This is a genomic window from Ferrimonas balearica (genome assembly GCF_019802055.1).
Lineage (GTDB): Bacteria > Pseudomonadota > Gammaproteobacteria > Enterobacterales > Shewanellaceae > Ferrimonas > Ferrimonas balearica_A.
Genome location: NZ_JAHVHW010000007.1, coordinates 583,363 through 607,524, shown reverse-complemented (window position 1 = coordinate 607,524; position 24,162 = coordinate 583,363). Strand labels below are relative to the sequence as shown.

At 57.7% G+C, this 24,162-nt stretch carries 20 protein-coding genes; 10 read left to right on the top strand and 10 right to left on the bottom strand.

The genetic code is table 11. The annotated features are described in order from the left end of the window. Nucleotides 1–70 precede the first annotated feature (70 nt). Entirely contained in the window at nt 71–1,477 is a 1,407-nt protein-coding gene (locus KUV52_RS10275; protein WP_222525850.1) for an MBL fold metallo-hydrolase RNA specificity domain-containing protein, read from the bottom strand. Between the two features lie 158 nt (nt 1,478–1,635). Here KUV52_RS10275 and KUV52_RS10270 point away from each other — a divergent pair, with 158 nt between their 5' ends. Further along, a complete protein-coding gene (locus KUV52_RS10270; RefSeq protein WP_222525849.1) occupies nt 1,636–1,980 on the top strand; it encodes a hypothetical protein in 345 nt (114 codons plus the stop codon). A 65-nt stretch (nt 1,981–2,045) separates the two neighbouring features. On the opposite strand, the gene KUV52_RS10265 is transcribed toward KUV52_RS10270, so the two are convergent. After that, a complete protein-coding gene (locus KUV52_RS10265; protein WP_222525848.1) occupies nt 2,046–3,788 on the bottom strand; it encodes a formate--tetrahydrofolate ligase in 1,743 nt (580 codons plus the stop codon). A 216-nt stretch (nt 3,789–4,004) separates the two neighbouring features. Between KUV52_RS10265 and KUV52_RS10260 the strand changes: the two genes are divergently transcribed. Both KUV52_RS10260 and KUV52_RS10255 read left to right on the top strand, forming a co-directional pair. Continuing rightward, nucleotides 4,005–5,576, top strand: a complete 1,572-nt coding sequence (locus tag KUV52_RS10260; protein WP_222525847.1) for an AMP-binding protein — start codon at nt 4,005–4,007, stop codon at nt 5,574–5,576. Nucleotides 5,577–5,581: 5 nt separating this feature from the next. Continuing rightward, complete coding sequence (locus KUV52_RS10255) at nt 5,582–6,232, top strand: lysoplasmalogenase family protein (protein WP_222525846.1); 651 nt, start codon at nt 5,582–5,584, stop codon at nt 6,230–6,232. A 69-nt stretch (nt 6,233–6,301) separates the two neighbouring features. On the opposite strand, the gene KUV52_RS10250 is transcribed toward KUV52_RS10255, so the two are convergent. Both KUV52_RS10250 and KUV52_RS10245 read right to left on the bottom strand, forming a co-directional pair. Next, nucleotides 6,302–8,839, bottom strand: coding sequence for a glycoside hydrolase family 3 C-terminal domain-containing protein (locus KUV52_RS10250; protein WP_222525845.1), 2,538 nt, complete (start codon nt 8,837–8,839; stop codon nt 6,302–6,304). Nucleotides 8,840–9,061: 222 nt separating this feature from the next. Then, nucleotides 9,062–11,116, bottom strand: coding sequence for a bifunctional 2',3'-cyclic-nucleotide 2'-phosphodiesterase/3'-nucleotidase (locus KUV52_RS10245; RefSeq protein WP_222525844.1), 2,055 nt, complete (start codon nt 11,114–11,116; stop codon nt 9,062–9,064). 312 nt (nt 11,117–11,428) lie between these two features. Here KUV52_RS10245 and KUV52_RS10240 point away from each other — a divergent pair, with 312 nt between their 5' ends. The 4 genes from KUV52_RS10240 (at nt 11,429) to KUV52_RS10225 (ending at nt 14,598) form a co-directional block, all read left to right on the top strand. Continuing rightward, nucleotides 11,429–12,478: an HlyD family secretion protein gene (locus tag KUV52_RS10240; protein WP_222525843.1), complete on the top strand. Its 1,050-nt coding sequence runs from the start codon at nt 11,429–11,431 to the stop codon at nt 12,476–12,478. Between the two features lie 7 nt (nt 12,479–12,485). Beyond that, on the top strand, nt 12,486–13,502 hold the full coding sequence (locus KUV52_RS10235) for a DUF2955 domain-containing protein (protein WP_222525842.1): 1,017 nt from the start codon (nt 12,486–12,488) through the stop codon (nt 13,500–13,502). Next, complete coding sequence (locus tag KUV52_RS10230; protein ID WP_222525841.1) at nt 13,465–13,920, top strand: MarR family winged helix-turn-helix transcriptional regulator; 456 nt, start codon at nt 13,465–13,467, stop codon at nt 13,918–13,920. The genes KUV52_RS10235 and KUV52_RS10230 overlap by 38 nt, the downstream gene beginning before the upstream one ends. A gap of 162 nt (nt 13,921–14,082) precedes the next feature. After that, nucleotides 14,083–14,598 carry a TIGR00645 family protein gene (locus tag KUV52_RS10225; RefSeq protein ID WP_222525840.1) on the top strand — a complete coding sequence of 172 codons (516 nt, stop codon included), beginning with the start codon at nt 14,083–14,085 and terminating at the stop codon, nt 14,596–14,598. A gap of 109 nt (nt 14,599–14,707) precedes the next feature. On the opposite strand, the gene KUV52_RS10220 is transcribed toward KUV52_RS10225, so the two are convergent. Then, entirely contained in the window at nt 14,708–16,303 is a 1,596-nt protein-coding gene (locus tag KUV52_RS10220) for an ABC-F family ATPase (RefSeq protein WP_222525839.1), read from the bottom strand. A 250-nt stretch (nt 16,304–16,553) separates the two neighbouring features. Between KUV52_RS10220 and KUV52_RS10215 the strand changes: the two genes are divergently transcribed. From KUV52_RS10215 to KUV52_RS10205, 3 genes are all read left to right on the top strand, one after another. Next, nucleotides 16,554–16,967 (top strand): hypothetical protein, encoded by a 414-nt coding sequence (locus KUV52_RS10215; RefSeq protein WP_222525838.1) that lies wholly within the window; start codon nt 16,554–16,556, stop codon nt 16,965–16,967. 511 nt (nt 16,968–17,478) lie between these two features. Next, nucleotides 17,479–18,024, top strand: a complete 546-nt coding sequence (locus tag KUV52_RS10210) for a hypothetical protein (protein WP_222525837.1) — start codon at nt 17,479–17,481, stop codon at nt 18,022–18,024. 684 nt (nt 18,025–18,708) lie between these two features. Beyond that, a complete protein-coding gene (locus tag KUV52_RS10205) occupies nt 18,709–19,167 on the top strand; it encodes a hypothetical protein (protein ID WP_222525836.1) in 459 nt (152 codons plus the stop codon). 407 nt (nt 19,168–19,574) lie between these two features. Here KUV52_RS10205 and KUV52_RS10200 read toward each other — a convergent pair whose 3' ends face one another. The 5 genes from KUV52_RS10200 to KUV52_RS10180 all read right to left on the bottom strand — a co-directional run bounded on the left by KUV52_RS10200 (nt 19,575) and on the right by KUV52_RS10180 (nt 24,142). After that, nucleotides 19,575–19,754 carry a DUF1176 domain-containing protein gene (locus KUV52_RS10200; RefSeq protein WP_315900153.1) on the bottom strand — a complete coding sequence of 60 codons (180 nt, stop codon included), beginning with the start codon at nt 19,752–19,754 and terminating at the stop codon, nt 19,575–19,577. Next, entirely contained in the window at nt 19,744–20,577 is an 834-nt protein-coding gene (locus KUV52_RS10195; RefSeq protein ID WP_222525835.1) for an AraC family transcriptional regulator, read from the bottom strand. The genes KUV52_RS10200 and KUV52_RS10195 overlap by 11 nt, the downstream gene beginning before the upstream one ends. Before the next feature lie 152 nt (nt 20,578–20,729). Further along, entirely contained in the window at nt 20,730–22,301 is a 1,572-nt protein-coding gene (locus tag KUV52_RS10190) for an Ig-like domain-containing protein (RefSeq protein WP_261389958.1), read from the bottom strand. A gap of 337 nt (nt 22,302–22,638) precedes the next feature. Beyond that, complete coding sequence (rarD, locus tag KUV52_RS10185) at nt 22,639–23,553, bottom strand: EamA family transporter RarD (RefSeq protein ID WP_222525833.1); 915 nt, start codon at nt 23,551–23,553, stop codon at nt 22,639–22,641. A gap of 118 nt (nt 23,554–23,671) precedes the next feature. Then, the gene (locus KUV52_RS10180) at nt 23,672–24,142 is read right to left on the bottom strand and encodes a GNAT family N-acetyltransferase (RefSeq protein ID WP_222525832.1); all 471 of its coding nucleotides are present in this window, start codon (nt 24,140–24,142) and stop codon (nt 23,672–23,674) included. Nucleotides 24,143–24,162 lie beyond the last annotated feature (20 nt).

Sequence of the window (24,162 nt, the reverse complement as noted above, 5' to 3'; positions counted from 1 at the left end):
GGACTGTGGCCCGAGGATACCAAACTTTGCCAGGCTCGCCACCGGGTTTGTCGTCGCAATGCCGTATGGCTCAATCCCTTAGGGTGATGGTCTCTCCCACGCCGGGAATCGCGACCGAATGGCCACTGCTGGCTTCAATCGCTTCCCACAGAACCCGCTGCGCCTCCTCCTCTCCGTGCACCAGCAACACCTTGGGATGTCCGGGGATGGCGGCAAGCCAGGCCAGCAACTGGCGCTGGTCCGCGTGAGCGGAGAAGCCGCCGAGAGTGTGGATCTGAGCACGAACGGCAAAGGTCTGGCCGAACAGTTTGATGCGAGGTTCCCCCTCCACCAACTGCCGTCCCACGGTGCCCCGAGCCTGGAAGCCGGTAAACATGATGTGGGTCTTGTCGTGCCATACCCGGTGTTTCAGGTGGTGCACCATCCGACCGCCATTACACATGCCGCTGCCCGCGATGATGATCAGCCCCTGGTTAACCCGGTTCAGCGCAATGGAATCGTCAGTGTTCTGGGTCAGATGCAGGCAGGGCAGGAACGCTTCCAGTGTAGCGCTGCCCTGCTCGGTAAGGCGGTTGAGGTCTTCCTTATCCATCAGCTCCAGCCACTGGTCGTAGATCTGGGTGACTTCAATGGCCATGGGGCTGTCCAGCACCACGTGCCAGCCCTCCAGTTTGCCCTGATGGTAGAAACACCCCAGCTGGAACAGCACCTCCTGAGTTCGTCCCACGGCAAAGGCGGGCACCAGAACCACGCCTCCCCTGGCCGCTTCCAGCACCCCTTCCAGTTCATTCAGGGTATCGGGATAGCTACGGTGGTTGCGGTCGCCATAGGTGCTCTCCATCATCACCCAGTCCACCTCTGGCACCGGTGCCGGATCACGCATCAGGGGAGAGTCGCTGTTGCCCAAATCACCCGAGAACAGCAGCCTGAGAGGCCCCTTGGGGCCGCCGTCATCCAGCTGCAGGTGCACCATCGCGGCCCCGAGTATGTGGCCAGCATCGAGCAGAGTCACAATCACGCCTGGTAAAATTTCCTTAGGCACGCCGTAGGGCACCACATGGCATGCCTCCAGCACCGCCAGCACATCCTCCATGTCATACACCGGTTTCTGGACCTTCTGCCCGCGCCGTTGCCGGACACGGTTATCCCGCTCCAGATCCTTGAGGTAGAGGTTGCAGGCGTCCTTAAGCAGCACCGCCAGCAGGTTGAGCGTGGCGCCGGTGCAATAGATCACGCCGCGATAGCCCCGACGCAGTAGCCGGGGTAAAGCGCCTGAGTGGTCCAGGTGGGCATGAGAGAGCACGACCGCATCAATGTCCCGTGCCTTAAAAGGCAAGGCGTCGCGGCGGAGCCGCTTGGTCAGGTCCCCGCCCTGATGCATGCCGCAATCCAGCAGCAGACGTTTGCCGTTGATCTCCAGCAGATGGCGACTGCCGGTTACCTCCTTGGCAGCCCCGTGACAGGTCAGTGTGATCATCGCCTTACCTCCTAGCTCATCCCTTTGAGTCTAGAGCGCGTTACCACAATCGCGCATGCGCCAGATCAGCAAATCGGTGCTTAGAAAACCCCTTCAATGTTCGCCCTCCATTCGGGAGGGGCTACACTGACCTGAGGCTCACTCCGCGACTCACCGCCATGCTTTGGATGCTGTTGGCGCTGCTACCCGCTATGGACAGCCTCCCCTTCGCGCCCGGGGATCACTACGTTTGCCAGGCCGGCCCCCATCACTTCAACCTGTCCGTGGACCACCGAGGCGACCGGCATATCAGTCGTTACGCGCTGGTTCAGCAGGACAACATCGCCATGCCCAGCATACGGTACAGCCGTTATCTGCAGTGGCAGCTGTTGCGCCTGGATGGATCGCCGCTCGCTCTGATGCGGTTTATGCCCGATGACTGGATACTGGAAGTGGCCCTGCTGGACAGAGAGGGCGCCCTGGTGGACACCAGTGAACACCCCACCCACTGCAGCAGCGGCTGACCGCTTACCCGGAAGCCCCCAACAAAAAAGCGGCCACAGGGGCCGCTTTTTCCGGGGACGGATTGTTACTCATCCAATCCGGTGATGTTGCCATCCTCATCGATGTCGATATTGAGGTAGCCGGGACGTTCCGGCAAGCCAGGCATGGTCATCACGTTGCCAGTCAGCACGTAGATAAAGCCCGCCCCCGCGCACAGGCGCAGGCCGCGCACCGGCACCACAAAATCGCTGGGTGCGCCTTTCAGCGCCGGATCGTGGCTGATGGAGAGTGGGGTTTTCGCCATGCAGATCGGCAGATGACCGAAGCCCAACGCCTCAAGCGCGACGATGTCAGCACGAGCCTTATTAGACAGCTCGATGCCCTGACCACCGTAACCCGCCTCTGCCAGGGTCAGCAGTTTGGCTTCAATCGGTTGCTCCGCTTCATACAGGAACTGGAAGTTGCCCGGCTCCGCCAGCGCGGCCATCACCTGCTCCGCCAGCTCAGTGGCACCCTCGCCCCCTTTGCCGAACGCTTCGGAGATGGCCACTCGTGCGCCGAGCGCTTCCACCCGGCCTTTCAGCCAGGTCAGCTCGTCGTCGGTGTCCTGCGGGAAGCGGTTCAGCGCGACCACGGCGGGTACGCCGTAGCGCTGTACGTTTTCAATGTGCCACTTGAGGTTGGCAAATCCCGCTTCCAGCGCCTCGGCATCCGGCTCAAAAATGGCTTGCGGCAGGGCCTGACCCGGACGCAGGTCGTACTTGCCGGAGTTGGCCTTCAAACCACGCAGGGTCGCCACCAGAACGGACGCGTCCGGCCCCTTGCCTGCGGCGCGCGCTTTGATGTTGCACGCTTTCTCAAAGCCCATATCGGAGCCAAAGCCGCCTTCCGTAACCACCACGTCCGCCAGGCGCAGCGCCATACGGTCGGCGATGATGGAGGAGTTGCCGTGGGCAATGTTGGCGAATGGGCCGGCATGCACCAGGGTGGGCACCCCTTCGAGGGTTTGCATCAGGGTCGGTTGGGCCGCGTCGCGCAGGATCGCCGCCATGGCGCCGGCCACCTGGATATCTTCGGCAGTCACCGGCTTGCCATCATGGCTGTAAGCCAGCACCACCTGGCCAAGACGGCGGCGCAGATCGTTCAAATCGCTGGCCAGAGCCAGAATCGCCATCAGTTCTGATGCCGCAGTGATGTCGAAGCCGCTTTCGCGCTCCAGACCATTAGCGGTGGAACCCGGCGCATTCAGGCCGATGGTGATGCGGCGCAGGGTGCGGTCGTTCATGTCCACCACCCGGTCCCATACCACCCGCTCAGGATCGATGTTCAGATTCGGCAGGCCGGTTTTTGCCTCGAACTTCTCGCCGTGGCGCTGCTCGTGGTAGACGCGGGCATCAATGGCGGCAGCAGCAAGGTTGTGCGCGGCAGACACCGCATGGATGTCGCCGGTGAGGTGCAGGTTCAGCTCCTCCATCGGCGCCACCTGGCTGTAACCACCACCAGCGGCACCACCTTTCACCCCAAACACCGGACCCATGGAGGGCTGGCGAATGCAGGCCATCACCTTCTGGCCGATGACGTTCAGGCCCTGAGCCAGACCGATGGTGGTCACAGTCTTGCCTTCACCCAGCGGCGTCGGGGTGATGGCGGTCACCACCACCAGCTTACCGCGAGGGGCGTTATCGAGACGGTTCAGCAGGGAGAAGGTCACCTTGGCCTTACCGTTGCCATGGGGAACCAGCTCATCCACCTGGATCCCGGCACGTTCCGCGACGTCGGTGATTGGCAGCAGCTTGGCCTGTTGAGAAATGATCAGATCGGATTGCATTGTTATCGATATTCCGAGGGTCAGAGGGTTTTTATTGCGCGCGGATTGTACCCCATATGGTGTGAGTCAATAGGGACTCAGCGCAAAAAGACGAACATTTTTCGACTTCGTTAACGGGATCATGCTTCCTATCGCAACAATTTCCCTGTTGCCACTTTGCCTGCCCCCTAAACCCCGGTTAAGGTTTGGTTTTGGCCCTTTGATAACAGGATTTCCATGGCCTTCGACCACCCCGTCAAGTTGACCGACGCTCAGGACCTGGCGTCCATGATCACCGACACCTGCGCGCGCTACGCCGATAAGCCCGCCTTCAGCGCCCTGGGCTACACCCTCAGTTTTTCTGAGCTGGAAGCACACAGCCGCGCCTTTGCCGCCTACCTGCAGCACCACACCTCTCTGCAACCGGGTGACCGCATCGCGCTGTGCCTGCCCAACCTGTTGCAACTGCCTGTCGCGGCGTTTGGTGCCCTCCGTGCCGGGCTGGTGCTGGTGAACACCAATCCGCTCTACACTCCGAGAGAGATGGCGCATCAGTGGTCGGACAGCGGTGCCAAAGCGCTGGTGCTGCTGGGGGATCTGGCCCCTCGCGCCGCCAGCATTGTGCACGAGACTCAGATTGAAACGGTGATCACCACCACCGCCCTGGATTTCCATCAAAGCACCCCCGCCGCTGGCGACTTCACCAACGCCATCAGCTTTATGACGGTGCTGACCGACGGCGCCGACCTGCCGCTGAAGCCGGTCACCCGCAGCGGCAGTGATCTGGCCGCATTGCAGTACACCGGCGGCACCACCGGCGTGGCAAAAGGCGCCATGCTGACCCACGCTAATCTGCTGGGCAACGCCCGTCAGGTGCTGGCGCGACTGGGAGATGCCTGTCGGGAGGGCGAGGAGTGCTTTGTGGTGCCCCTGCCGCTTTACCATATCTACGCCTTTACGGTGAATCTCATCACCTTCTTCGCTCGTGGCAGCCTCAATGTACTGATCCCCAATCCCCGGGATCTGCCGGCATTTGTGGAGCAGATCCGCCCCTTCCGCATCACGGGTATGGCGGGCCTCAACACCCTGTTTGTCGGCCTGTGCCGTCTTGAGAGCTTCCGCGAACTGGACTTCTCCGGCCTGAAGCTGACCATCTCCGGCGGCACCGCCCTCACCTCCGCCGCAGCGGAGATCTGGCAGCAGACCACCGGCTGCACCATCTCCGAGGGTTATGGCCTGTCAGAGACGTCGCCGGTTGTGTGCCTCAACCCCATCGGCAACGAGCAACTCGGCACCATTGGGCCCGCGTTGATCGACACCGAAGTGAAGGTGGTGAATGAGCAGGGCCAGCCCGCCGAAGAGGGGGAACTGTGCGTGCGTGGCCCCCAGGTGATGCTGGGTTACTGGCAGATGCCGGAGGAGACCGACCTGGTGCTGGATGGCGACGGCTGGCTGAAAACCGGTGACATCGCCCGGATCCAGCCCGACGGTTTTGTCCGCATCGTGGACCGCAAAAAAGACATGATTCTGGTCTCCGGTTTTAACGTCTATCCCAACGAGGTTGAGGATGTGCTGTGCCAATTACCCGGCATCATCGAAGCCGCCGTGGTGGGTGAGCCGGATGAGCGCAGTGGCGAGCGGGTAGTGGCTTACCTGGTCAGTGACGCCGAGTTGGATATCCCGACCCTGAAAGCCCACTGTCGGGAGAACCTGACCGGCTACAAGCAGCCCCGCAAATTTGTCCGTCTGGAGGAGTTGCCCAAATCCACCGTCGGTAAGGTGCTGCGACGAGAACTGCGAGGACGCTGAAGAGAATGAACACGCTGACACGGACGTCTGCCCTGCCCGGCCTGCCCTGGATCTTCTGGGGCTGCGCCCTGGCCTATACCCTGACCGAGTCCCTGCGCCCCTACATCGGCAGTGACCTGCTCAAAGCGATTCCTGCGCTGTCACTGGCGCTCTATGGCCTTCGCACCCTTCAGGGCCAGGAGCGGACACTGCTGGTGGCCGCCCTGCTGTTTGCCGCTTTGGGTGACATGATTCTGGACCGGGGCCACGACACGCACCTGCTGCCGGGGCTGATGGCCTTCGCGGTGACCCAACTCTGCCTCAGCGTCACCTTCTGGCGGCTTCCCAAAGGGCCCTACAGCAACCTGATCTGGGGTTTGCCACTGGGCACCGCCGTGTTCCTCTATCTGGTGCTGCCCTTTCTGGCTGACACCCCGCAGGGGGATCTGCGCTGGGCGGTGGGGCTCTACTCCGGTCTGCTCACCGCTATGGTGATGGGGTGCTGCTGGTCGGCACAGCATTGGCGTCCGATAGCCGGGGCCTTTCTGTTCCTGTTCTCTGACTCGCTGATCGCGGTGGACACCTTTATCTGGCCCAGTGCCGCCGGGTTGCCGTTGATCTTTCTGAGTTACTTTGCCGCACTCTGGTGGCTGCTTGGCCCTGCGGCCCGGCGCTAAACGCCCCTTGATGCAATGACACGCCGGGGCCCCTAGCGGGGGACTCCCGGCGTCCACTCACCCATCCGCCTAACGGTAATCAAACTCCTTGCTCAACCGGATATCGGCCACCGATGCCCCGATATGAAGCCGGAATCGACCGGGTTCCACCGTCCAGTCATTACGGTTGATGTCCCAGAATGCCAGATCCCGAAACCCCAGGGTCATGCTCAGTTCACCACGCTCTCCCGGCTTAAGGGCAAGCTTGCCAAAGCCCTTCAACTCTTTGGCCGGACGCGGCACGCTGGCGTCCAGATCCTCCAGATAAAGCTGCACCACCTCGCTGCCAGCGCGAGCACCGGTGTTGGTGAGCGAGACTGTCACCGTTAGCGTTTCCTGCCCCTGAACCGTATCGCTGGACAGACGCAGCCCATCATAATGAAACCGGGTGTAGGAGAGGCCATGGCCAAAGGGGAACAGCGGGTCAATCTGCTGCTGCTCGAACCAGCGATAGCCGATAAACACTCCCTCTTTGTAGAGGGAGTCGGTGGCATTGTAGTCATCCAGGGCGATGGGAGCGGTGTCTGAAAGGCGCTTCGGCAGAGTAATCGGCAGTTTTCCGCTGGGGTTTACCCCGCCCAGCAACACATCCGCATAGGCGTTGCCCGCCTCCATACCACCGTACCAACCCCAAAGTATCGCCCTGGCATCCGACTCCCAGGGCATCTCCACCGGCGAGCCCCCCACCAGCATCACCACGGTATTGGGGTTGGCTTTGAGCAGGTTGGCGATGATTTCGTCCTGGCCGCCGGGCATCACCAGATCAGCCCGGTCGATGGATTCGCGGTCATCAGCGTGGCTGAGACCACCAAAGTAGATCACCGCGTCGGCCCTGGCAGCCGCTGCCATATACTGCTCGGCGCCGACAAACAGGTCGCCAGGTGCCTGCCAGCCCAGGATGAATCGATCACTGCCCTCATACGTCAGCTCCAGCGGATAGTCCTGGCCAGCCACCAACACCATACTGTGTTCCGCATCCTGCCCCTCGGTGGCCAACAGAGGTTGACCATCCAGAGTCAGACTCAGCCTGCCGTCGCTCTCCACCAGCAAGCGGTGGGTTCCGCTGGTGCGGGGACGCAAAATCCCCCGCAACCGAATGCGCTCAGTCTGACCCGGAACCGCCACCTGGTAGGCGGAATCCACCTGCCAGTCATCGAAATAGGGCTCTTGGTCACCGGGGCGGAACTTGGCCAATTGCCAGGCCGGGGTGCCGGTCCAGTGCCGGGAGGCGACAAAATCTCCGGGAATCGGACTCAATCCGCTGCCGCTGACACCGCGCAAGACCGTTAAGGCCACCTCGTCACCCAACTGCGCTCTCAGCCCCTCAAGAGGCGTCACCTCATACAGCGCTTTCACTTCGGAAGAACCGCCCCCCAGCGCATGACGCTTATCGGCATTGGGCCCCATCACCAGCACCGACTTCAGCGCTCCGGGATCCAGCGGCAACACCTGTTCGTTCTTGAGCAGGACGATCCCTTCACTGATGATGCGCCGGGCTGCCTGCTGGTGAGCTTCGGTATTACGCTCGCCAGTGCGGCGATTGGGATCCATCATGCCGATGCGGTGTTGCACCCTCAGTACCCGGCGGACCTTATCGTCCAGCACCGACTCAGGCACCTCTCCCGATTGGATCATGGCCAGTAGCGGCTGAGCCAGGAAGTAGTCGTCGTATTCCGCCACGTCGGTGCCCATCTCGATATCCAGTCCGTTCATGGCGGCATCAAAAGTGTTAATGTCGACGTTCCAGTCGGTCAGCAGCACCCCCTGATAGCCCCACTCCCCCTTGAGGATCTCCTTCACCAGCTTCTGGCTCTGGTTGGCGTTGGTGCCATATACCTGGTTATACGCCCCCATGATGGTCTGGGTGTTGCCCTCCTTCACCGCCGCTTCAAAGGCTGGCAGGTAGACCTCACGCAAGGTTCGCTCATCGGGACGGGCGTCCACGCCGATGCGGTTCAGTTCCTGATTGTTCAGCGCGTAGTGCTTGACCGACGCCGCCACATCGTGCGCCTGAATCGCCCGGACCGCAGGCACCACCAAACGCGCCGCCAGGTAGGGGTCCTCACCCAGATACTCGAAATTGCGTCCATATAGCGGCAGACGCGCCAGGTTTACGCCGGGCCCCAGAATCACATCCTTACCGCGGTGCCGCGCCTCGCTGCCCAGTACATCCCCGTGCAGCGCCGCCATTTCGGGATTCCAGGTGGCGGCAACCGCCGTCAGGGGCGGCAGGTAGGTGGCAAAGTCATCATCGCGATTGGCAGACGCCCAGCTGTGACGGTCTATCTCGTAGCGCACCCCGTGGGGACCGTCGGACATCCACATCTCCGGGATCCCTAAACGGGGGATCCCCGCTACCGTGAACTTGGAGTTGGCGTGGGTCAGGGCGATCTTCTCTTCCAGAGTCATCTGCGCCAGCAGCGACTCTACCCGGGCTTCGATCGGTTCCGGTGAGCGGCCTGATCCGTTGCTGTCCTCATTGTTGATCAGGGCCTGACTGCCACATCCAGCCACCAGCGCCAGAGTGACGCATGCCAGAGGCAGACCCTTAAAGCGCAGCTGTTCCATGCTGAGTGTTCCTTACTGGATCGATGAGCCAGCCTGATGAAAACTGGCTATTTTTTTGTCATTTGCCCCTAACCTAACCGAGCTGCCAACGCCAATCCAGCAAAAATGTAAGCGTTTACATTTGGAGTATTTGTCAGCCACGCCAGGTGACCTGGACCTTCTATTCACTTAGCCAACAGGCAAAAAAAAGCCCCCATAACGGGGGCTTTAATCTTTTGCAGGTTACTGGCCGAAGTTCAGGCGGTAGTTACCGTAGCCACCTTCACCATCACCCAGGTACTCAATCACCTCAGACGCCTCGGCAGCGGACTGAGCGGCTTCGGTATTGGCGGAGGTGAACACCACGTCACCAGCGGCCGCAAACGGCTTCAGTGACCAGTTGTCGTTGCGCGGCGGAACGATGCCGCCGTCACCGGCCTCGGCAGAGATCTCAGCCAGGTAGGCGGAGATGATGTTGCGGGTCTCTTCCGGGTCTTCCCAGACGATGGCGTCACCGCACTGACCTTCCACACAGATGCCCGGGAAGTTACCGCCACCGGAGGCGCGGTAGTTGTTGGTCACCACCAGGAAGCGCTGGTTCGGATCCCAGTCCTGAACAGGCTCACCGGCCAGACGCAGGTCAACAATGCGCTCAGCTTCCGGATTGATCAGGTTGCCGTCCTTATCGTAACGGGGCGGCTGAGTCACATCGATCTGGTACTCAACACCGTCGATCACGTCGAAGTTGTAGGTGGGGAAAGTGGTGGATACGAGCGCCTGATCCGCGTTTTCGGTCAGGCTGATGGTGTTGAACTGGCCCGCAGACATCTCCAGCCACTCTTTCACATCCGCGCCGGTCAGCTCAACCACCTGCAGGGTGTTGGGGAAGATGTAGAGGTCAGAGACGTTACGCAGAGAGATGTCGCCCGCCGGGATGTAGGTGAAGTCGTTCGGACCACCACGGCCGCCCTTGAACGGCGCCGCTACAGAGAGCATCGGCAGACCGGCTTCCAGAGTGCCATCCTCCTGCAGTTTCAGGCCGTGCCACAGCTGCGCTTCGGTCACCAGCTCGATGGAGGAGTCATCCTGAATCAAGGCAAAGAAGGAGTGCACCTCTTCCGCCAGTTGGCCGATGGTCTCGTCCAGGTATTCGTTGGTGGCGTTGTGGTCTGCGCTCACCAGGTCAACAATCTCCTGATCTTCCGGGCTGTCGCTGTCGATCTGACGAACGATACCCTGGTTGTCAGCCACCTGCCACTCACCGTTGCGGCGCTCCAGCGTCAGGTCGACGATGCCCAGGTGGTTACCCCAGAAGCCCGGCATCACGGTGGCGGTGCCTTTTACCAGGCCCTTGTCATTGTCGATGCCGTCGATGCCATCAAAGCGGGCGTCACCGGGGAAAACACTGTGAGAGTGGCCCAGCAGCAGCGCGTCTACGCCCTCGACACCGGCCAGGTAGTAGGCCGCGTTTTCCATCATCGCCTGACGGTCATCGGCGTTGATGCCGGAGTGGGCGATCACCACGACCACGTCGGCACCCTCGGCGCGCATCTTCGGCACGTAGTGCTCCGCCGCGTCCACCATGTCGGCCACCTCAACGCGGCCCTCCAGGAAGCGCTTGTCCCACTGCATGATCTGCGGCGGGGTCAGGCCCAGCACACCAACGGTCAGTTCGTGCTGTTCACCGTCCAGATCGGTGAAGGTGCGCTCCAGCATCACGTAGGGAGTGAAGAAGTTGTCCTCCCAGTTGATGCCACCATCCCGGTTCAGAGGCTGCTTATCCTGACACACCGGTTCGGTGCTGTTGGCCGGACAGAATACGTTGGCGTTCACATAGGGGAACTCCGCGGTACCCACGGTATCCGCCAGGTACTCCAGGCCGTAGTTAAACTCGTGGTTACCCAGGTTGGCGGCATCGTATTGCAGATGGTTCATCGCCTTGTAGACCGGGTGAGCCTGCTGGCCCAGGTAACCGTTCTCCTGATGCTCCTTATGCACGTAATCCGCCAGCGGGTTGCCCTGGATCAGATCACCGTTGTCAAACAGCATGCTGTTAAGCGCTTCGCCGCGCGCTTCGTTGATCAGCATCGCCGTGCGGGCCAGACCGTAGCTGGTGTCCTCTTCGTTCTTGTAGTAATCGAAACCCACCACGTAGGAGTGGATGTCGGAGGTCTGCATCAGACGCAGTTCCAGGGTCGCTTCGGCAGGAGCGGGGCTTTTGCTGGAGCTGCCGCAGCCCGCCAGAATGGCGGCCAGCGAGAGCGCAACAGCGGTCGGTGCGAGAGAAGTACGCATCATGGGAGTCAACCTGTTTTTGAGGGTTTGTGGTTATCGGGCGCGACAGTACGAGGCAAAAATGACGCTGTCGAGGCCGATCCGCGCATTGCCACAAACTGAGCACAAACTGACCAGCCCGCACTAACCCCGCCATCACATTGCTTACGTTTTCCGCACCTGAATAACCAAGTTCCCGCTGCTTCCACCACAGCATTCAATACACCACCGGCCCGATCTGACCATGGGCAGTGATCCTTTAATGCACATTTTTGTTGCATATGACACATCAGGCGCTATACTGCCCCCCATCGTTTATGTTGCAGGTGAAACAAAGTGAATCGTTCATCCTATCAATGGAGCCTCTATCTGGTGCTGGGCATTGCACTGGCTTTCGCCGCCTTTCTGGTGAGCAGTGACACACAAGCGCCCTTTACCACCCAGGCTCAACTGCACCGCACCGTGGCCCGCATCGCACCGGAGGTTTCCGGTAATGTCCTGACCGTCTCCGTTCGAAATGGCCAACATGTCAAAGCGGGCGACCCCCTGCTGACACTGGACAGCAGCCGCTACCAACTGGCGGTGGAACAGGCCGAAGCGGATCTGGCCCAGGCCAACCAGAACCATCAGGCCCGGGAGCAGGAACTGAACGTCGCCAAAGCCACGCTGATTCAGAAACAGCAAGCCGCCGGCAACGCCAAACTGAAACTGGATCGCAACACCAAGTTGGCGGCGCAAGGCTTGATCACTCAGGAAGCGCTGGATGACAGCCTGAACGCCGCTACCGTAGCCGACGCCGCCGTGACCGCTGCCAATGCGGAGATCGCCCGTTTGCAGGTGCAACTGTCCGACAAAAGTGGTGACGCGGCGGTAGAACTGGCACAGGCCAAACTGGCGCAGGCCCGGCTGGATCTGGCCCGTACCCGCCTTGTCGCGCCGGTGGATGGCACCGTCACCAATCTGCAGCTGCAGTCCGGCAGCTACCTCAACAGTGGCAGCCCGGCGCTGTTTCTGGTCAGCGATGCGCAAAGCTGGATCAGCGCAGACTTCAATGAAAAAGGGATTGCGCACCTGGGTAACGGCACGCCGGTTTGGGTGGCATTTGATGCCCTGCCGGGCCAGCTGTTCGAGGGCCAGATCGCCAACCGCGAGCAAGCGGTCTATGACGCCTCCAGCGCCAACGGCGAACTGGCGAGCGTCAGCAATGACAATCGCTGGATCAGAGAACAGCAGAAGATCCGCACCCGCATTGAGGTCCCCGGACTGGAGCCGGCTCTGATCTCCGGTGCCCGCGCCTCCATCATGGTGCAGCGCCCCGACAGCCTGTGGGGCACCATCGGCCACCTGTGGATGGGTACCATTGCCCAACTGCGCTACCTGTACTGAGGCGGCGATGGGAACCCAAACCGATTGGAACGAAGTGGGCCGCATCACCGGCACCGTTTCGCTGTGCATGCTGCTCGGTCACCTGCTGAACCTGGGCTCGCCGGTCTACCTGGCGCTGTTTCCCATCCTGTCGGTCACCAAGGCCAGGGACTACTCCTGGCGGGGACTGGCACGGATGTTCCGCCCGGTCCTGCTTTCCGCTGCGGCAGCGGTATTGACCGTAGAGCTGTTTGCCAACCACCCTTACGTGGTGTGGGCAATCAGCCTGGTGCTGTTTGATCAGCTGCACGTCCGTGCTACCACCCCCATGGCCCGTAACGCACTGGTGCTGCCGGTGTTTAACTGGATCATGATGGTGGTCTTTGCCCAGGGCATGCCCGCCACGATGCCGGACCGCCTGCACGATATCGTCATCTCCCTGTTCATCACCATGGTGGTGATGAAAACCTTTGCCTGGTGGTTTCCGCCCACCTCAGCCCCGGCCTCTGCACCGCCGCAGAAACGGCCTCCGGACTATGCCGCACGACTGCGCTTTATCTCCCTGTTGGGGGGTGGGCTGGCGTTTTTGATGATCGTGGATATGGTATCGGCCACCTTCTGTATGGTGCCGGTGATTCTTGCCGCCACCCAAACCGAGCGCGGTGCCTTTATGGGGGTGCTCCGGGACAGACTCCTGGCCCAGGTGGGGGGCTGCGCCCTGGCGATGGTGTTTATGCTTCTGCTGGCTGGTCAGCAAAGTTGGATCCCGCTGTTCGCGCTGTTCCAGACCGCGCTGGTGTTTCTGTTTGCCCTTCAAATCAGCCGCAGCAGTGGCGAAGACAAAGCCCTTCACGGCGATGCCCTGCTTGGGATAGCCTTACCGATTCAACTCTATATAGGGGTAAACGACTTTGGCCTGTCCAACGCGCTGCAACGCGGCTGGCAGTTGTCGGTTACCCTTTTTGTATTGGCCGCCCTTGCGGGCCTGATATTTGGAACTCGAAAGGATGAATCCGTCCCTCACCACCATACCCGAGCTGGATAACAGCTTGTCCTTCGTGATGTCGCTGGCGCAGAAGCAGTATCGCGCCATCAGCAACCAGCGGCTGGCGCAGGCGTTCGATATCACCCTGGAGATGGTTGGCGCGATTAAGGTACTGGATCACCTCGGCTGCATTCCTCAGCAGCAGTTGGCGGACGTGTTGAAGCGAGACCGCTCGGTGACCAAACGGCTGGTGGACAACTGCATTAAGCGGGGCCTGATTGAGGCCAGTCGCAGCGACACCAACCGCAAAGCTCGCATGCTCTCGCTGACTGAAGAGGGGCAAAGGGTGAACCGGGAAAGCGCCCCACTGCTGAAACAGAGTTCTGAGGAGTTCTTTACCCAGTTGAGTGGCGAGGAGCGGCAACAGTTGATGGGGATGCTGCAGAAGCTGGTGCGCGAGGACATTCGGACAGAATAAATCGACCCACGACAAACACTTCGGTCAACTACCATTCACCTCTTTGAGCCATATCGCGTAGAATGCGCCGATCCTGTTTCCGTTGGTGTACTGCTCCAGTGGAATAAAGGGCAGGAGCATTCGGGTCATCCGTTATCGATGTCGCTATCTTACTGATTCAAAATGAAACGTCTGGAAAATCTGTTCGAAAGTCTTCTGTTCAGCGCCCGCTGGCTGCTGGCTCCCTTCTTCTTTGGCCTGGTACTGGCCATTGGCGTCCTGTTTCTGAAATTTGGCAAGGAGCTGCTGAGCCTGTTTGCCATGGTATTTCTCGGTGCTGAGGGCCATCCGATCCTGAGCATCCTGACCCTGGTGGACACGGCGCTGCTGGCCAGCCTGCTGCTGATCATCGCCTTCAGTGGCTACGAGAACTTTGTCTCCAAGTTTGGCCCCGAAGACCACGAGGATCGCCCCGCCTGGATGGGCAGCGTTGGCTTCTCCGACCTGAAACTGAAGCTGATTGGCGCCATCGTCGCCATCTCCACCGTTGAGCTGCTGAAAACCTTCCTCGACGCGGAGAACACCAACCCGGACACCATGGCCTGGAAAGTGGGCATTCACCTGACCTTCGTCACCTCCGGCGTGCTGTTTGCCCTGACCGACTTTATCGCAGGCAAAAACAAAGCCGCGAAGAAGTAATCGTCCTTAGGGGATCAAAAAAGCCGGCATGATGCCGGCTTTTTTTATGGCGCCCCGCAGAGTCGGGGAGGTGTCTTCATAACGTGGGCGATAAGCCCACGCTACACGATTAACCTTCGATGCCCTGACTGGCCAGATACTCTTCGTAGGTACCCTGGAAGTCGGTGATGCCGTCCGGCTTCAGCTCAATGATGCGGGTCGCCACGGAGGACACAAACTGACGGTCGTGAGACACGAACAGCAGGGTGCCAGCGTAGTTCTCCAGCGCCAGGTTGAGCGCCTCAATGGACTCCATATCCATGTGGTTGGTCGGCTCGTCCATCACCAGGATGTTGGGCTTCTGCATCATCAGCTTGCCAAACAGCATGCGACCCTGCTCACCACCGGAGATCACCTTAGCGGATTTCTTGATCTCGTTCTGGGAGAACAGCATACGACCCAGGAAGCTGCGTACTACGGTTTCGTCTGCGCCGTCGCTGCTCCACTGTGCCATCCAGTCAAACAGGTTGATCTCCTGCTCAAACTCGTGGGCATGGTCCTGAGCGTAGTAACCGATATTGGCGTTCTCGGACCATTTGATCTCACCCGCCTTCGGCGCCATTGATCCCACCAGAGTGTTCAGCAGGGTGGATTTACCCACGCCGTTCTCGCCGATGATGGCGATGCGCTCGCCCACATCCACTTTCAGATCCAAGCCTTCAAACAGCAGACCGCTGTCGTAGCCCTGGGACAGACCGGTGACTTCCAGTGCCTGACGGAACAGCTTCTTCTCCTGCTCAAAGCGGATAAAGGGAGACTGACGGCTGGAGGCCTTCACCTCTTCCAGCTGGATCTTATCGATCTGCTTCTGACGGCTGGTGGCCTGACGGGCCTTGGACGCGTTAGCAGAGAAGCGGCTGACGAAGTTCTGCAGTTCAGCAATCTGCGCTTTCTTCTTGGCGTTATCAGACAGCAGACGCTCGCGAGCCTGCTCAGCGGCAAACATATATTCGTCATAGTTGCCGTGGTACAAACGCAGGTCACCGTAATCGATGTCCGCCATGTGGGTGCACACGGAGTTCAGGAAGTGACGGTCGTGCGAGATGATGATCATGGTGCACTGACGCGCCTGCAGCACCTCTTCCAGCCAGTGAATGGTGTGGATATCGAGGTTGTTGGTGGGTTCGTCGAGCAGCATGATGTCCGGATCAGCAAACAGTACCTGGGCCAGCAGAACCCGTACCTTCAAACCCGGCGCTACCGCGCTCATCAGACCGAAGTGCAGATCTTCCGGAATGCCCAGGCCCAGCAGCAGCTCGCCCGCGCGGGCTTCGGCACTGTAGCCATCCATCTCGGCAAACTGCACCTCCAGGTCCGCCACCTGCATCCCTTCCTCTTCGGACATCTCCGGCAGGCTGTAGATGCGGTCACGCTCCGCTTTCACTTCCCACAACTCTTTGTGGCCCATGATCACGGTGTCGATAACGGTGTATTCCTCGAACGCCCACTGGTCCTGGCCCAGCTTGGCCATGCGCTCGTTCGGATCTTTCGACACGTTACCCGCAGACGGCTCCAGCTCACCGGAGAGGATCTTCATAAAGGTGGACTTACCACAACCGTTGGCACCGATAAGGCCATAGCGGTTGCCCCCGCCAAACTTGACAGAGATGTTTTCAAACAGCGGCTTAGCGCCGAACTGCATGGTGATGTTGGCGGTGGAGATCACAGCGTTGTACCGTCCGGTAAAAATGGAGTGTGAAAAAACGCCGCAGAGTACGCCCATATGGGGCGGTATGCAAGGATGGAGGCGGTTTGACAGAGGTGTCCAGCGTGCGGGACAGGCCGGGGCATACGGATGTGTGGCTAAGGATGAAATCCACCGACCGGGTGGGGTAAGGTGGGTGTCCAGTTAGCACCAGTTCAATATATAAAATAACGCCTTCTGGTGGTGATTACACAGTTACAAGGATGGGTTCATGGTAAAGCTGATTACTTTTTTCTGCTCAATTCTGTTCACATTCTCTTGCTTGTCAGAAGAGGTTTTTGATGAGGTTTCAGTTATTGAGCTTCATAACTTTCCAGAGAGGTACATGGATAAAGTGATAGCTATTGAGGGCTACTTCCTGTTCCAAGATGGAAAGACTTATGTGTATCCAACAAAGGATGCAGCCCTAGTCGATTTTCGTGCTCATAAAAAACTCGTGCTTTTACATCGGAACGAAGTAGAGCAGTATAAGCCTTGTATGAACGCTTATGCTGTTCTAGTTGCTCGATTTGGTCATGTAACGGATATTTTTGGTGAAATGGAACTGCTTTATGAACCTAAGAGGATGATTAGTTATCACATCAACTCTGATTTAGTCACCACGCTAGGATGCAGTTCAGATTGATGATATTGTCCAGCACCAGTAGAACCGACCAGCCTGTTCCAGCAGGCTGGTCGGCACTCGCCAGTGCCGCTAGGTAGTGGTGCTGGCATCAACGGAATCGGCTTGGTACTGCTTCCTATGGGACAAATACTGATCCACAAAGAGTCACCCTTTATCAAGGTAATATTCGATCCATTTCCATAAGGGCTAGATCCCCTCCCCCCTTCGCTGCAACAACTCAAACCAATGCATCTCCATGTCTCTTTTTTGAAACTGCATGGTGATGTTGGCGGTGGAGATCACAGCGTTGTACCGTCCGGGAAAAATGGAGCGTGAAAAAACGCCGCAGAGTACGCCCATATGGGGCGCTATGCAAGGATGGGGGCAGTTTAACAGGGGTGTCCGTCGGGCTGTCGCAACGTACAGCACAGGCAAGGCGTGCCGATGTGTGGCTAAAGATGAAATCCGCTGACCGGGTGGGGTAAGGTGGGTGTCCAGTTAGTAGGGTTCGGTTATACTTGGGAGTGGAGCGGTGGAAAATTCTAAGTGTTTGGATTCACTTGTAGTTAGGTGCGAAAAGCTAACTTCCAAGATTTACATTCTTAAAGAAGATGGTTTTGCAATGTTTTTCTGGAGCATTGGGATATCATTCATGTTTTTTACGTCAATTATTCTAGGGGACGCAAAAACATTCATTTTTTTCGGGGCGCTCCCCTTGCTCATATTTTATTTTATGTTTGTACTTCCATCCATAAAATTGGCTAAGTACATAAACAGCGTCGGAAAGTATGAAATTAAAGGCGGGATGGTTATATTTTTTGATAAAGTTGGGAAGGAAGTACAAAGGATAAAGTACGACCCGCATAGCCTAAAGGTTATTAGCAGAGGTAAAACCTCCGACATAAGAATTGTCAACCCCTATAAATATCTAATTGAGAATTTTAACTTCAAATTCATATTCGATGTAAATAGCTTTGTAATGTGCAATGTGAATGACGCAGAAGAAATAGTAAAAAAAATGAAACATATGAGTTCTATCTGCTCCCTCCCAGCAATAGGGTCTGGTGAGGAAAACTAAGACACTAATGGGGCATCATATTTCAAGCTAACTCAACTCGAAGTTATGCCATCGAAGGTTAGGACGCAAATAGGTTGATGGACAGAATTCAACTTCAACCTAGGAGTGTCCTATACCCCACCTCTCCCGTAATCAACTCAGCTTGCAGGACACCAGATAATACCGAATCGTCAGCCGCTATGTGCGTCGAAGTTTTTGCGCAATGAGTGCCCCTACACTGAGAGGCACGAATGACTTTTCACTTTCAAAAGCACCTCCCCCAGTACATCTCCATGTCTCTTTTTTGAAACTGCATGGTGATGTTGCGGTGGAGATCACAGCGTTGTACCGTCCGGGAAAAATGGAGTGTGAAAAAACGCCGCAGAGTACGCCCATATGGGGCGGTATGCAAGGATGGGGGCGGTTTAACAGAGGTGTCCGTTAGGCTGTCGCAACGCACGGCGCAAACCAAGGCGTGCGGATGTGTGGCTAAAGATGAAATCCGCTGACCGGGTGGGGTAAGGTGGGTGTCCAGTTAGCAGCATTGTCAGGCTGTCGCAACGCACGGCACAGGGCAAAGCATGCGGATGGGTGGCTAAGGATGAAATCCGCCCACCGGGTGGGGTAAGGTGGGTGTCCAGGGTAAGGTGGGATTAATTTTCGAGGGAACACTAACATAACTAACCCCATTTATGGAGATTAGCCTTGACTAAGTTCATTGCGCTGCTAGTGGTCATCATGACAATATCAATTTACGTTGGTAATTTGAGCAATTTTAAACTGAGGAATACTGGTGTAGTTATGAAAGGGGCTAACACAGATCATCAGTATATTGTAGATGAGATAACGGGAGACTTAGTCGTTAAGGCACATGTAATTGACCTTCACGTTGAGAGCGAAGTAGCGATTTTTCTTAGAGTTAAATCTAATACTTATGAATGTGGCGAAGATAGGGTTGTGTTTACTCACTATGATAACTCTCTAGAGATTTTGGTTATGAATTTGACAACTAGGGATATAGACAGCTATTCAATCAATGAATATCATGAAAGTATATTGGGGAATAGGTTTAATACGTCGTTCAATTTTGATGAGTTTTATTCCAATGATAAAATTTTTCATAGAATAAATGATGAGCTAGGTTGTGTTAAGATCTCACAGTAGATGATGTCTTTAGCTTAAAATCTGATGTGAATTTACACCCGAGATATTTAAACGCCTCTTTTTTAACATATCTCATGTCCAGCACCAGTAGAACCGACCTAAAAGCACCCACTCGGATTCCCGCTTAGAAATCTGGCATCAATGACACGCCCTCCCCTCCTTCGCCGCAACACCGTCAACCAAGACATTCCGTTGTCTCTTTTTTGAAATTGCATGGTGATGTTGGCGGTGGAGATCACAGCGTTGTACCGTCCGGGAAAAATGGAGCGTGAAAAAACGCCGCAGAGTACGCCCATATGGGGCGGTATGCAAGGCTGGAGGGGAGTTATGGTGAATGGCAGAGTGGGCCTGGCGGTGGCTGCTTCCCGTCAAGGAGATTCAGCCACTCTGGTCCACCCTCGCCCCTATTAGTCGGCGGAAGGCATAATCACGTCGCGAACAAAGGTGGGCATCGGGTCGATACCGCCAGCAATGCCCCGGCAGGGGCCATTGTTGGCCTCCCGCGTTGGCACCATGCTCTGGCCATTAAAGCCCCAGCTCTGAAACTCCCAGCAATCACCGGGGCCACGCGCCTGACTACCCCTCACACTGGCGCTTAAAAGCAGACGGGGTGAGGTCGGTCAGTCGCTTGAAGTACTTATTGAAGTAGTTGGTGTCATCAAAGCCCAGTTCAAACGCGGCCTGTTGAACCGAGAGGCCCTCGATCAGCAGCTTGCGTTTTGTCTCCTCAACTATCCTGAAATCGATCAACTGTTTGGCCGTCTTGCCACTGCAGCGTTTGCACAGTTGATTGAGGGATTTGTAGTTGGTGTGCATCCATTGAGCGTACTGGCTCACCTCTCTAGTGGTGCAGTAGTGCGTTTCCACCAGAGTCAGAAACTGCTCGAAGCGCGCCATCTGACGCTTACTCAAACCATGATTGTGGCTGCCACATCGACGAGCTAACTTAAGCACCAAAGCAAAGAACAAGAGTTGTGCCAATACATCATCATTGCCCTCTTCTCTTTGTGCTTTTTTCACCTCACTCAACAACACCCGACAGCTCTCATTCAGTTCATCAGGAAGAGGCAAAACCGGGGAGACAGAGAGACTCTGGTGCAGCAGCGCAAAGTAGGAGGTGCGGGTATTGACGGTGCTGGATGAGAAAAATTCCGGCGTGATGTTGATCATCTTGCCCTTTGGCCGGTCCCCCGGGTCGAAAGCATGTACCTGGTTGGGATGGATAAAGATGATGCTGCCGGAGGAATAGGGATAGCGTTGTGAATCGATCCAGTGCTCCCCTTCTCCCTCGGTGATATAGAGAAAGCAGAAGTAGGTCACTTTATGGGGTTGGTAGGGGTCGAACCGGTACTTCTCAAGTCGCGACCGGAACAACGCCAGATCCAGTACTTCGATACTTGATTCTTTCACCGTGGGAGCACGGTATTGGATTTCAGGGATCGGATCGCAGCTCTCCACATAACCTCCTGCTGAAGTGCCCGGCACATTAAGTCGTTTCCCATTGCCAGTGTCAACAGCGCGAGAGCAGCCAGCGACACAATGCCGCTGGCTGCTTTCTCAGATTATTGGTGGATTGTTACCATTCGGGCGGCACGAGCATCGTAATCCTCCTGGTGACACCCCTGGCAGCTGTCGTAAGCGCGTAACCAGGGCTTGTTGTACAGACCGTCCGCCGAGTAGTGGCTTGCATCATCCGATGCCGTGGAAATGTCGATTCCAAACATATGTGAGGAACCCGGCATATGGCAGTCGATGCACTGAGCCTGATCATGGGCCATGGCTGCCATACCACCGCCGCTGGCATCGGCAAACTCCATGCTGTGGCAGTCGGTGCACTGGCGCACCATCGCGCCTTCGTGGCCGGGCTGGTCCTGGTAGTGCTCTGACTTATGGGGGTTGTGACAGGTCGAGCAGGCAAAGTTCTTCTTCACCCCCAATGCCTCTCCCGTATCGGGGTCAGTACCGATCAGGGTATCCGCCGCATGTCGACCGCCACGGCCATCGCGACGACCCTCTTTCAGCGCCATACGTCCGCCTTGAGAGTCGCCACCGAAGATGTCGTTTTTTGGAGAAACGTATTCGGGATAACGCTTGAGCGCATCATCAACGGTGTGGCATTCGCTACAGGCAATCGCTTTGCCGAAGCCCATATCGTCTGCCAGGTAGTCTTCCGTGGTGCGAGCCTCGGCATTCTTCACGATGTTGTCTGTGGTCGGACGCTGGATGTGTGCCGAACCAGCACCGTGGCACGCTTCACATTGGATGCCGGTCATGGCGAAAGTGCCGCCCATACCCGGCATGTCGTCCTGGCGGTCAGGGTTGCGCTCATCGTGCATCGCCGTGGTGGTATCCCGCCAACCGGTTGTGTGGCAGCGGCCGCAATAGTCGAAGCCGTGGCTGTCCGGGGTATCGCCGGCATGATAGGGCCAGATCATATTGGCATTGACGTTCTCCCCTTTGGGAGCCAGCCCGGTTCCGGCCTTGCTGCCCGCCATGATGTAACCGTTCTGGTCAATAAACATGGCGCTGCTCTTGTAGCCGCCAATGACGTAGCTGATGTCCTGCCAGCCATTGGGATTACCCAGGGTGTTGTCCACCTCAAGGAAGTCCACTGAACCACCGATGGAAGTGAAGGGGTATTGCGGCTCCTCCCCCTCAACCTTGGTCAATTTGAAGTTGTGGCCGGTCTCCAGGTAGCTTTCCTTGTCGGTATGACAGGAGAGGCAGGCCTCGGAACCCACATAGCTGAGAACCTGAGCAGAGACACTGATGGTCACCGTGGAGGAGGCTTCTCCGCCATTACCGTCTGAGATCCGATATTCAAGAATCGTGACGCCCACTTCCTCGGGCTTGAAAAGGATCTGATTGTTATGAATCGAGGCGGTGCCCGGCCCTTCAGAAAGGGTAACGGACTCCAAGGTAAGGGCATCGCCATCCGCATCGGTATCGTTTGCCAGGGCATCGATCAGCGTATTGCTGCCCATGGTGGCACCGGCTTCAACCGGATTGGCAACAGGGGGGGTGTTTGTGGGAACAGGTGCGTCGTTATTATCGCTGCCGCAGGCGGCCAGCAAACTGAGCAATATCGCTGCACTCAGGGCTTTATGGGGTGCGCCAAACATTCTGGGCTTCATCATCATTTCCTTTTTTATTCGTGACACCGTGCATCGTCGGGTCGCTTGGGCCAGCACTACCCGGCAATGACAAAAGGAAGACTAATGAACTCACTCAGCGCGAAGCAGGCCATTCTTTTCTCAAAAGTGGCCATTTTTGAACCCTGTTACCAAAGTGTGACCTGAGCGACCGTTACCAGAAAAAGTGGAATACCCCCCTAACTTTGAGCAACGCCATTCGAACGCCTTTTCAACATTAATGCCCAATGGGTTCATAGCGAAATCGCTAGCGGCCCCTCCAAAAAAACGCCGCAGGGACGACGGTCTCTGCGGCGCGGTATGCGAGATTGGAAGGCGCTTAGGCCCGACGCAGATGGCGTCGCAGCGCAGGCAGCGCTTCCAGACTGCAGAGCAGCAGGCCCGCCCAGATAAAGCCGAAGCTGACCGCTTTCACTTCATCAAACACTTCACCAAACAGCAGCACCGCCAGCAGGAACTGCAGCGTGGGTTCGATGTACTGCATCAGGCCCACCATGGTGAGACTGGTGTAGCGCAGCGCCAGGCTGAACAGGATAAGCGGCGCCAGCGTTACCGGCGCAGAGCCGATATAGAGCAGCACCGTTTCCAGGCCACCGGCACCAGCCGCGCTCTGGCCGGTAAAGACAAGGTAGCCCAGGTAGATCAGCGCAAACGGCGCCAGCAGTGCCGCTTCCAGCGTCACCGTGGTAAAGGAGTCGAAGCGGATAAACTTCTTAATCAGGCCATAGAGGGCAAAGAAGCTGCCCATCGCCAGGGAAACCCAGGGCAGTTCGCCGTAGTGCCATACCTGCCAAATGATGCCAAGCGCCGCCAGCACCACCGCCGCGCCCTGAGCCCGACTGAGTTTCTCATGCAGAAACAGAACACCCAGCGCAATGGCAAACAGTGGGTTGATAAAGAAGCCCAGGCTGGCCGCCAGCACCTGGCCATGGGTCAACGCCCAGGTAAAGCTGGCCCAGGAGATGCACATCACCAGTCCGGCGACAAAGCTCAGCAGAACGGAGCGTTTGTCGGCCCACAGGGTTTTCCAGTCCGGTAACGCCCGGCCCAGCAGTACCATGGCCAACACCATCACGGGGACCGACCAGATCACCCGAAACGCCAGCAGCTCAAAAATCTCAGCGCCGGGCAGCAGCTGATAATAGAGGGGAAGGATGCCCCACAGCACAAAAGAGAGCGCCGCCAGCAGGTTGCCCCGGGCGGGATTGGAGAGGTTCAGCACGTTGAAAGACACCAAGAGCGGTCGGAACCGCGATTGTGCCAAATCGGCCCGGTGTCATTGGTGAGCCAGCGCGCGCTTTGCGCGGTATATTTTTTGATGCGTCGATGAGCCGGTTTGCTGTGAAGCCGGCTCAGTCCAGCACCTTCTCCATCGGGATGCAGGCCAGCGTGATCCCTTTGGGTGATTGATACTCAGCGACGGTCTCCCCCTCAAACCCGCAGTGACGGTAAAAGGGGGCCGCGTTCAGGGTGGCATCCAGGCTTAACCGGGTCAGGCGCTGGGCCCGGGCCAGGGATTCCAGCAGGGCCATCAGGGTTGAAGCCACCCCCATCCCGGTCCAGTCGGGGTGAGTAAAGATGGCATCCACCCGGCCATTGTCCAGATTGATCATGCCGCTGCCCACCAGCAGCCCTTCGGCTTCCACCAGAAAGAACTCCCGCTCAAGGTCGGCCAGAAACGCCTCGCTGGCGCCCCCCTCGGTCCAGATAGCCAGATCATCACTGTCGTAGTGCCCGGCACAGCCTGACAGGATGGCGCTACGACGCAGTTCCAATACGGCATCGGCATCTTCGCGGCGGGCAGATCGGAGGGTCAGGGACATAGGCAACCTCAGACAACTCA

Bases quoted from the DNA above. Each gene is read 5' to 3' on its own strand.
- KUV52_RS10275 (WP_222525850.1), bottom strand. From the start codon at position 1,477: ATGATCACACTGACCTGTCACGGGGCTGCCAAGGAGGTAACCGGCAGT.
- KUV52_RS10270 (WP_222525849.1), top strand. From the start codon at position 1,636: ATGCTTTGGATGCTGTTGGCGCTGCTACCCGCTATGGACAGCCTCCCC.
- KUV52_RS10265 (WP_222525848.1), bottom strand. From the start codon at position 3,788: ATGCAATCCGATCTGATCATTTCTCAACAGGCCAAGCTGCTGCCAATC.
- KUV52_RS10260 (WP_222525847.1), top strand. From the start codon at position 4,005: ATGGCCTTCGACCACCCCGTCAAGTTGACCGACGCTCAGGACCTGGCG.
- KUV52_RS10255 (WP_222525846.1), top strand. From the start codon at position 5,582: ATGAACACGCTGACACGGACGTCTGCCCTGCCCGGCCTGCCCTGGATC.
- KUV52_RS10250 (WP_222525845.1), bottom strand. From the start codon at position 8,839: ATGGAACAGCTGCGCTTTAAGGGTCTGCCTCTGGCATGCGTCACTCTG.
- KUV52_RS10245 (WP_222525844.1), bottom strand. From the start codon at position 11,116: ATGATGCGTACTTCTCTCGCACCGACCGCTGTTGCGCTCTCGCTGGCC.
- KUV52_RS10235 (WP_222525842.1), top strand. From the start codon at position 12,486: ATGGGAACCCAAACCGATTGGAACGAAGTGGGCCGCATCACCGGCACC.
- KUV52_RS10230 (WP_222525841.1), top strand. From the start codon at position 13,465: ATGAATCCGTCCCTCACCACCATACCCGAGCTGGATAACAGCTTGTCC.
- KUV52_RS10225 (WP_222525840.1), top strand. From the start codon at position 14,083: ATGAAACGTCTGGAAAATCTGTTCGAAAGTCTTCTGTTCAGCGCCCGC.
- KUV52_RS10215 (WP_222525838.1), top strand. From the start codon at position 16,554: ATGGTAAAGCTGATTACTTTTTTCTGCTCAATTCTGTTCACATTCTCT.
- KUV52_RS10190 (WP_261389958.1), bottom strand. From the start codon at position 22,301: ATGAAGCCCAGAATGTTTGGCGCACCCCATAAAGCCCTGAGTGCAGCG.
- KUV52_RS10180 (WP_222525832.1), bottom strand. From the start codon at position 24,142: ATGTCCCTGACCCTCCGATCTGCCCGCCGCGAAGATGCCGATGCCGTA.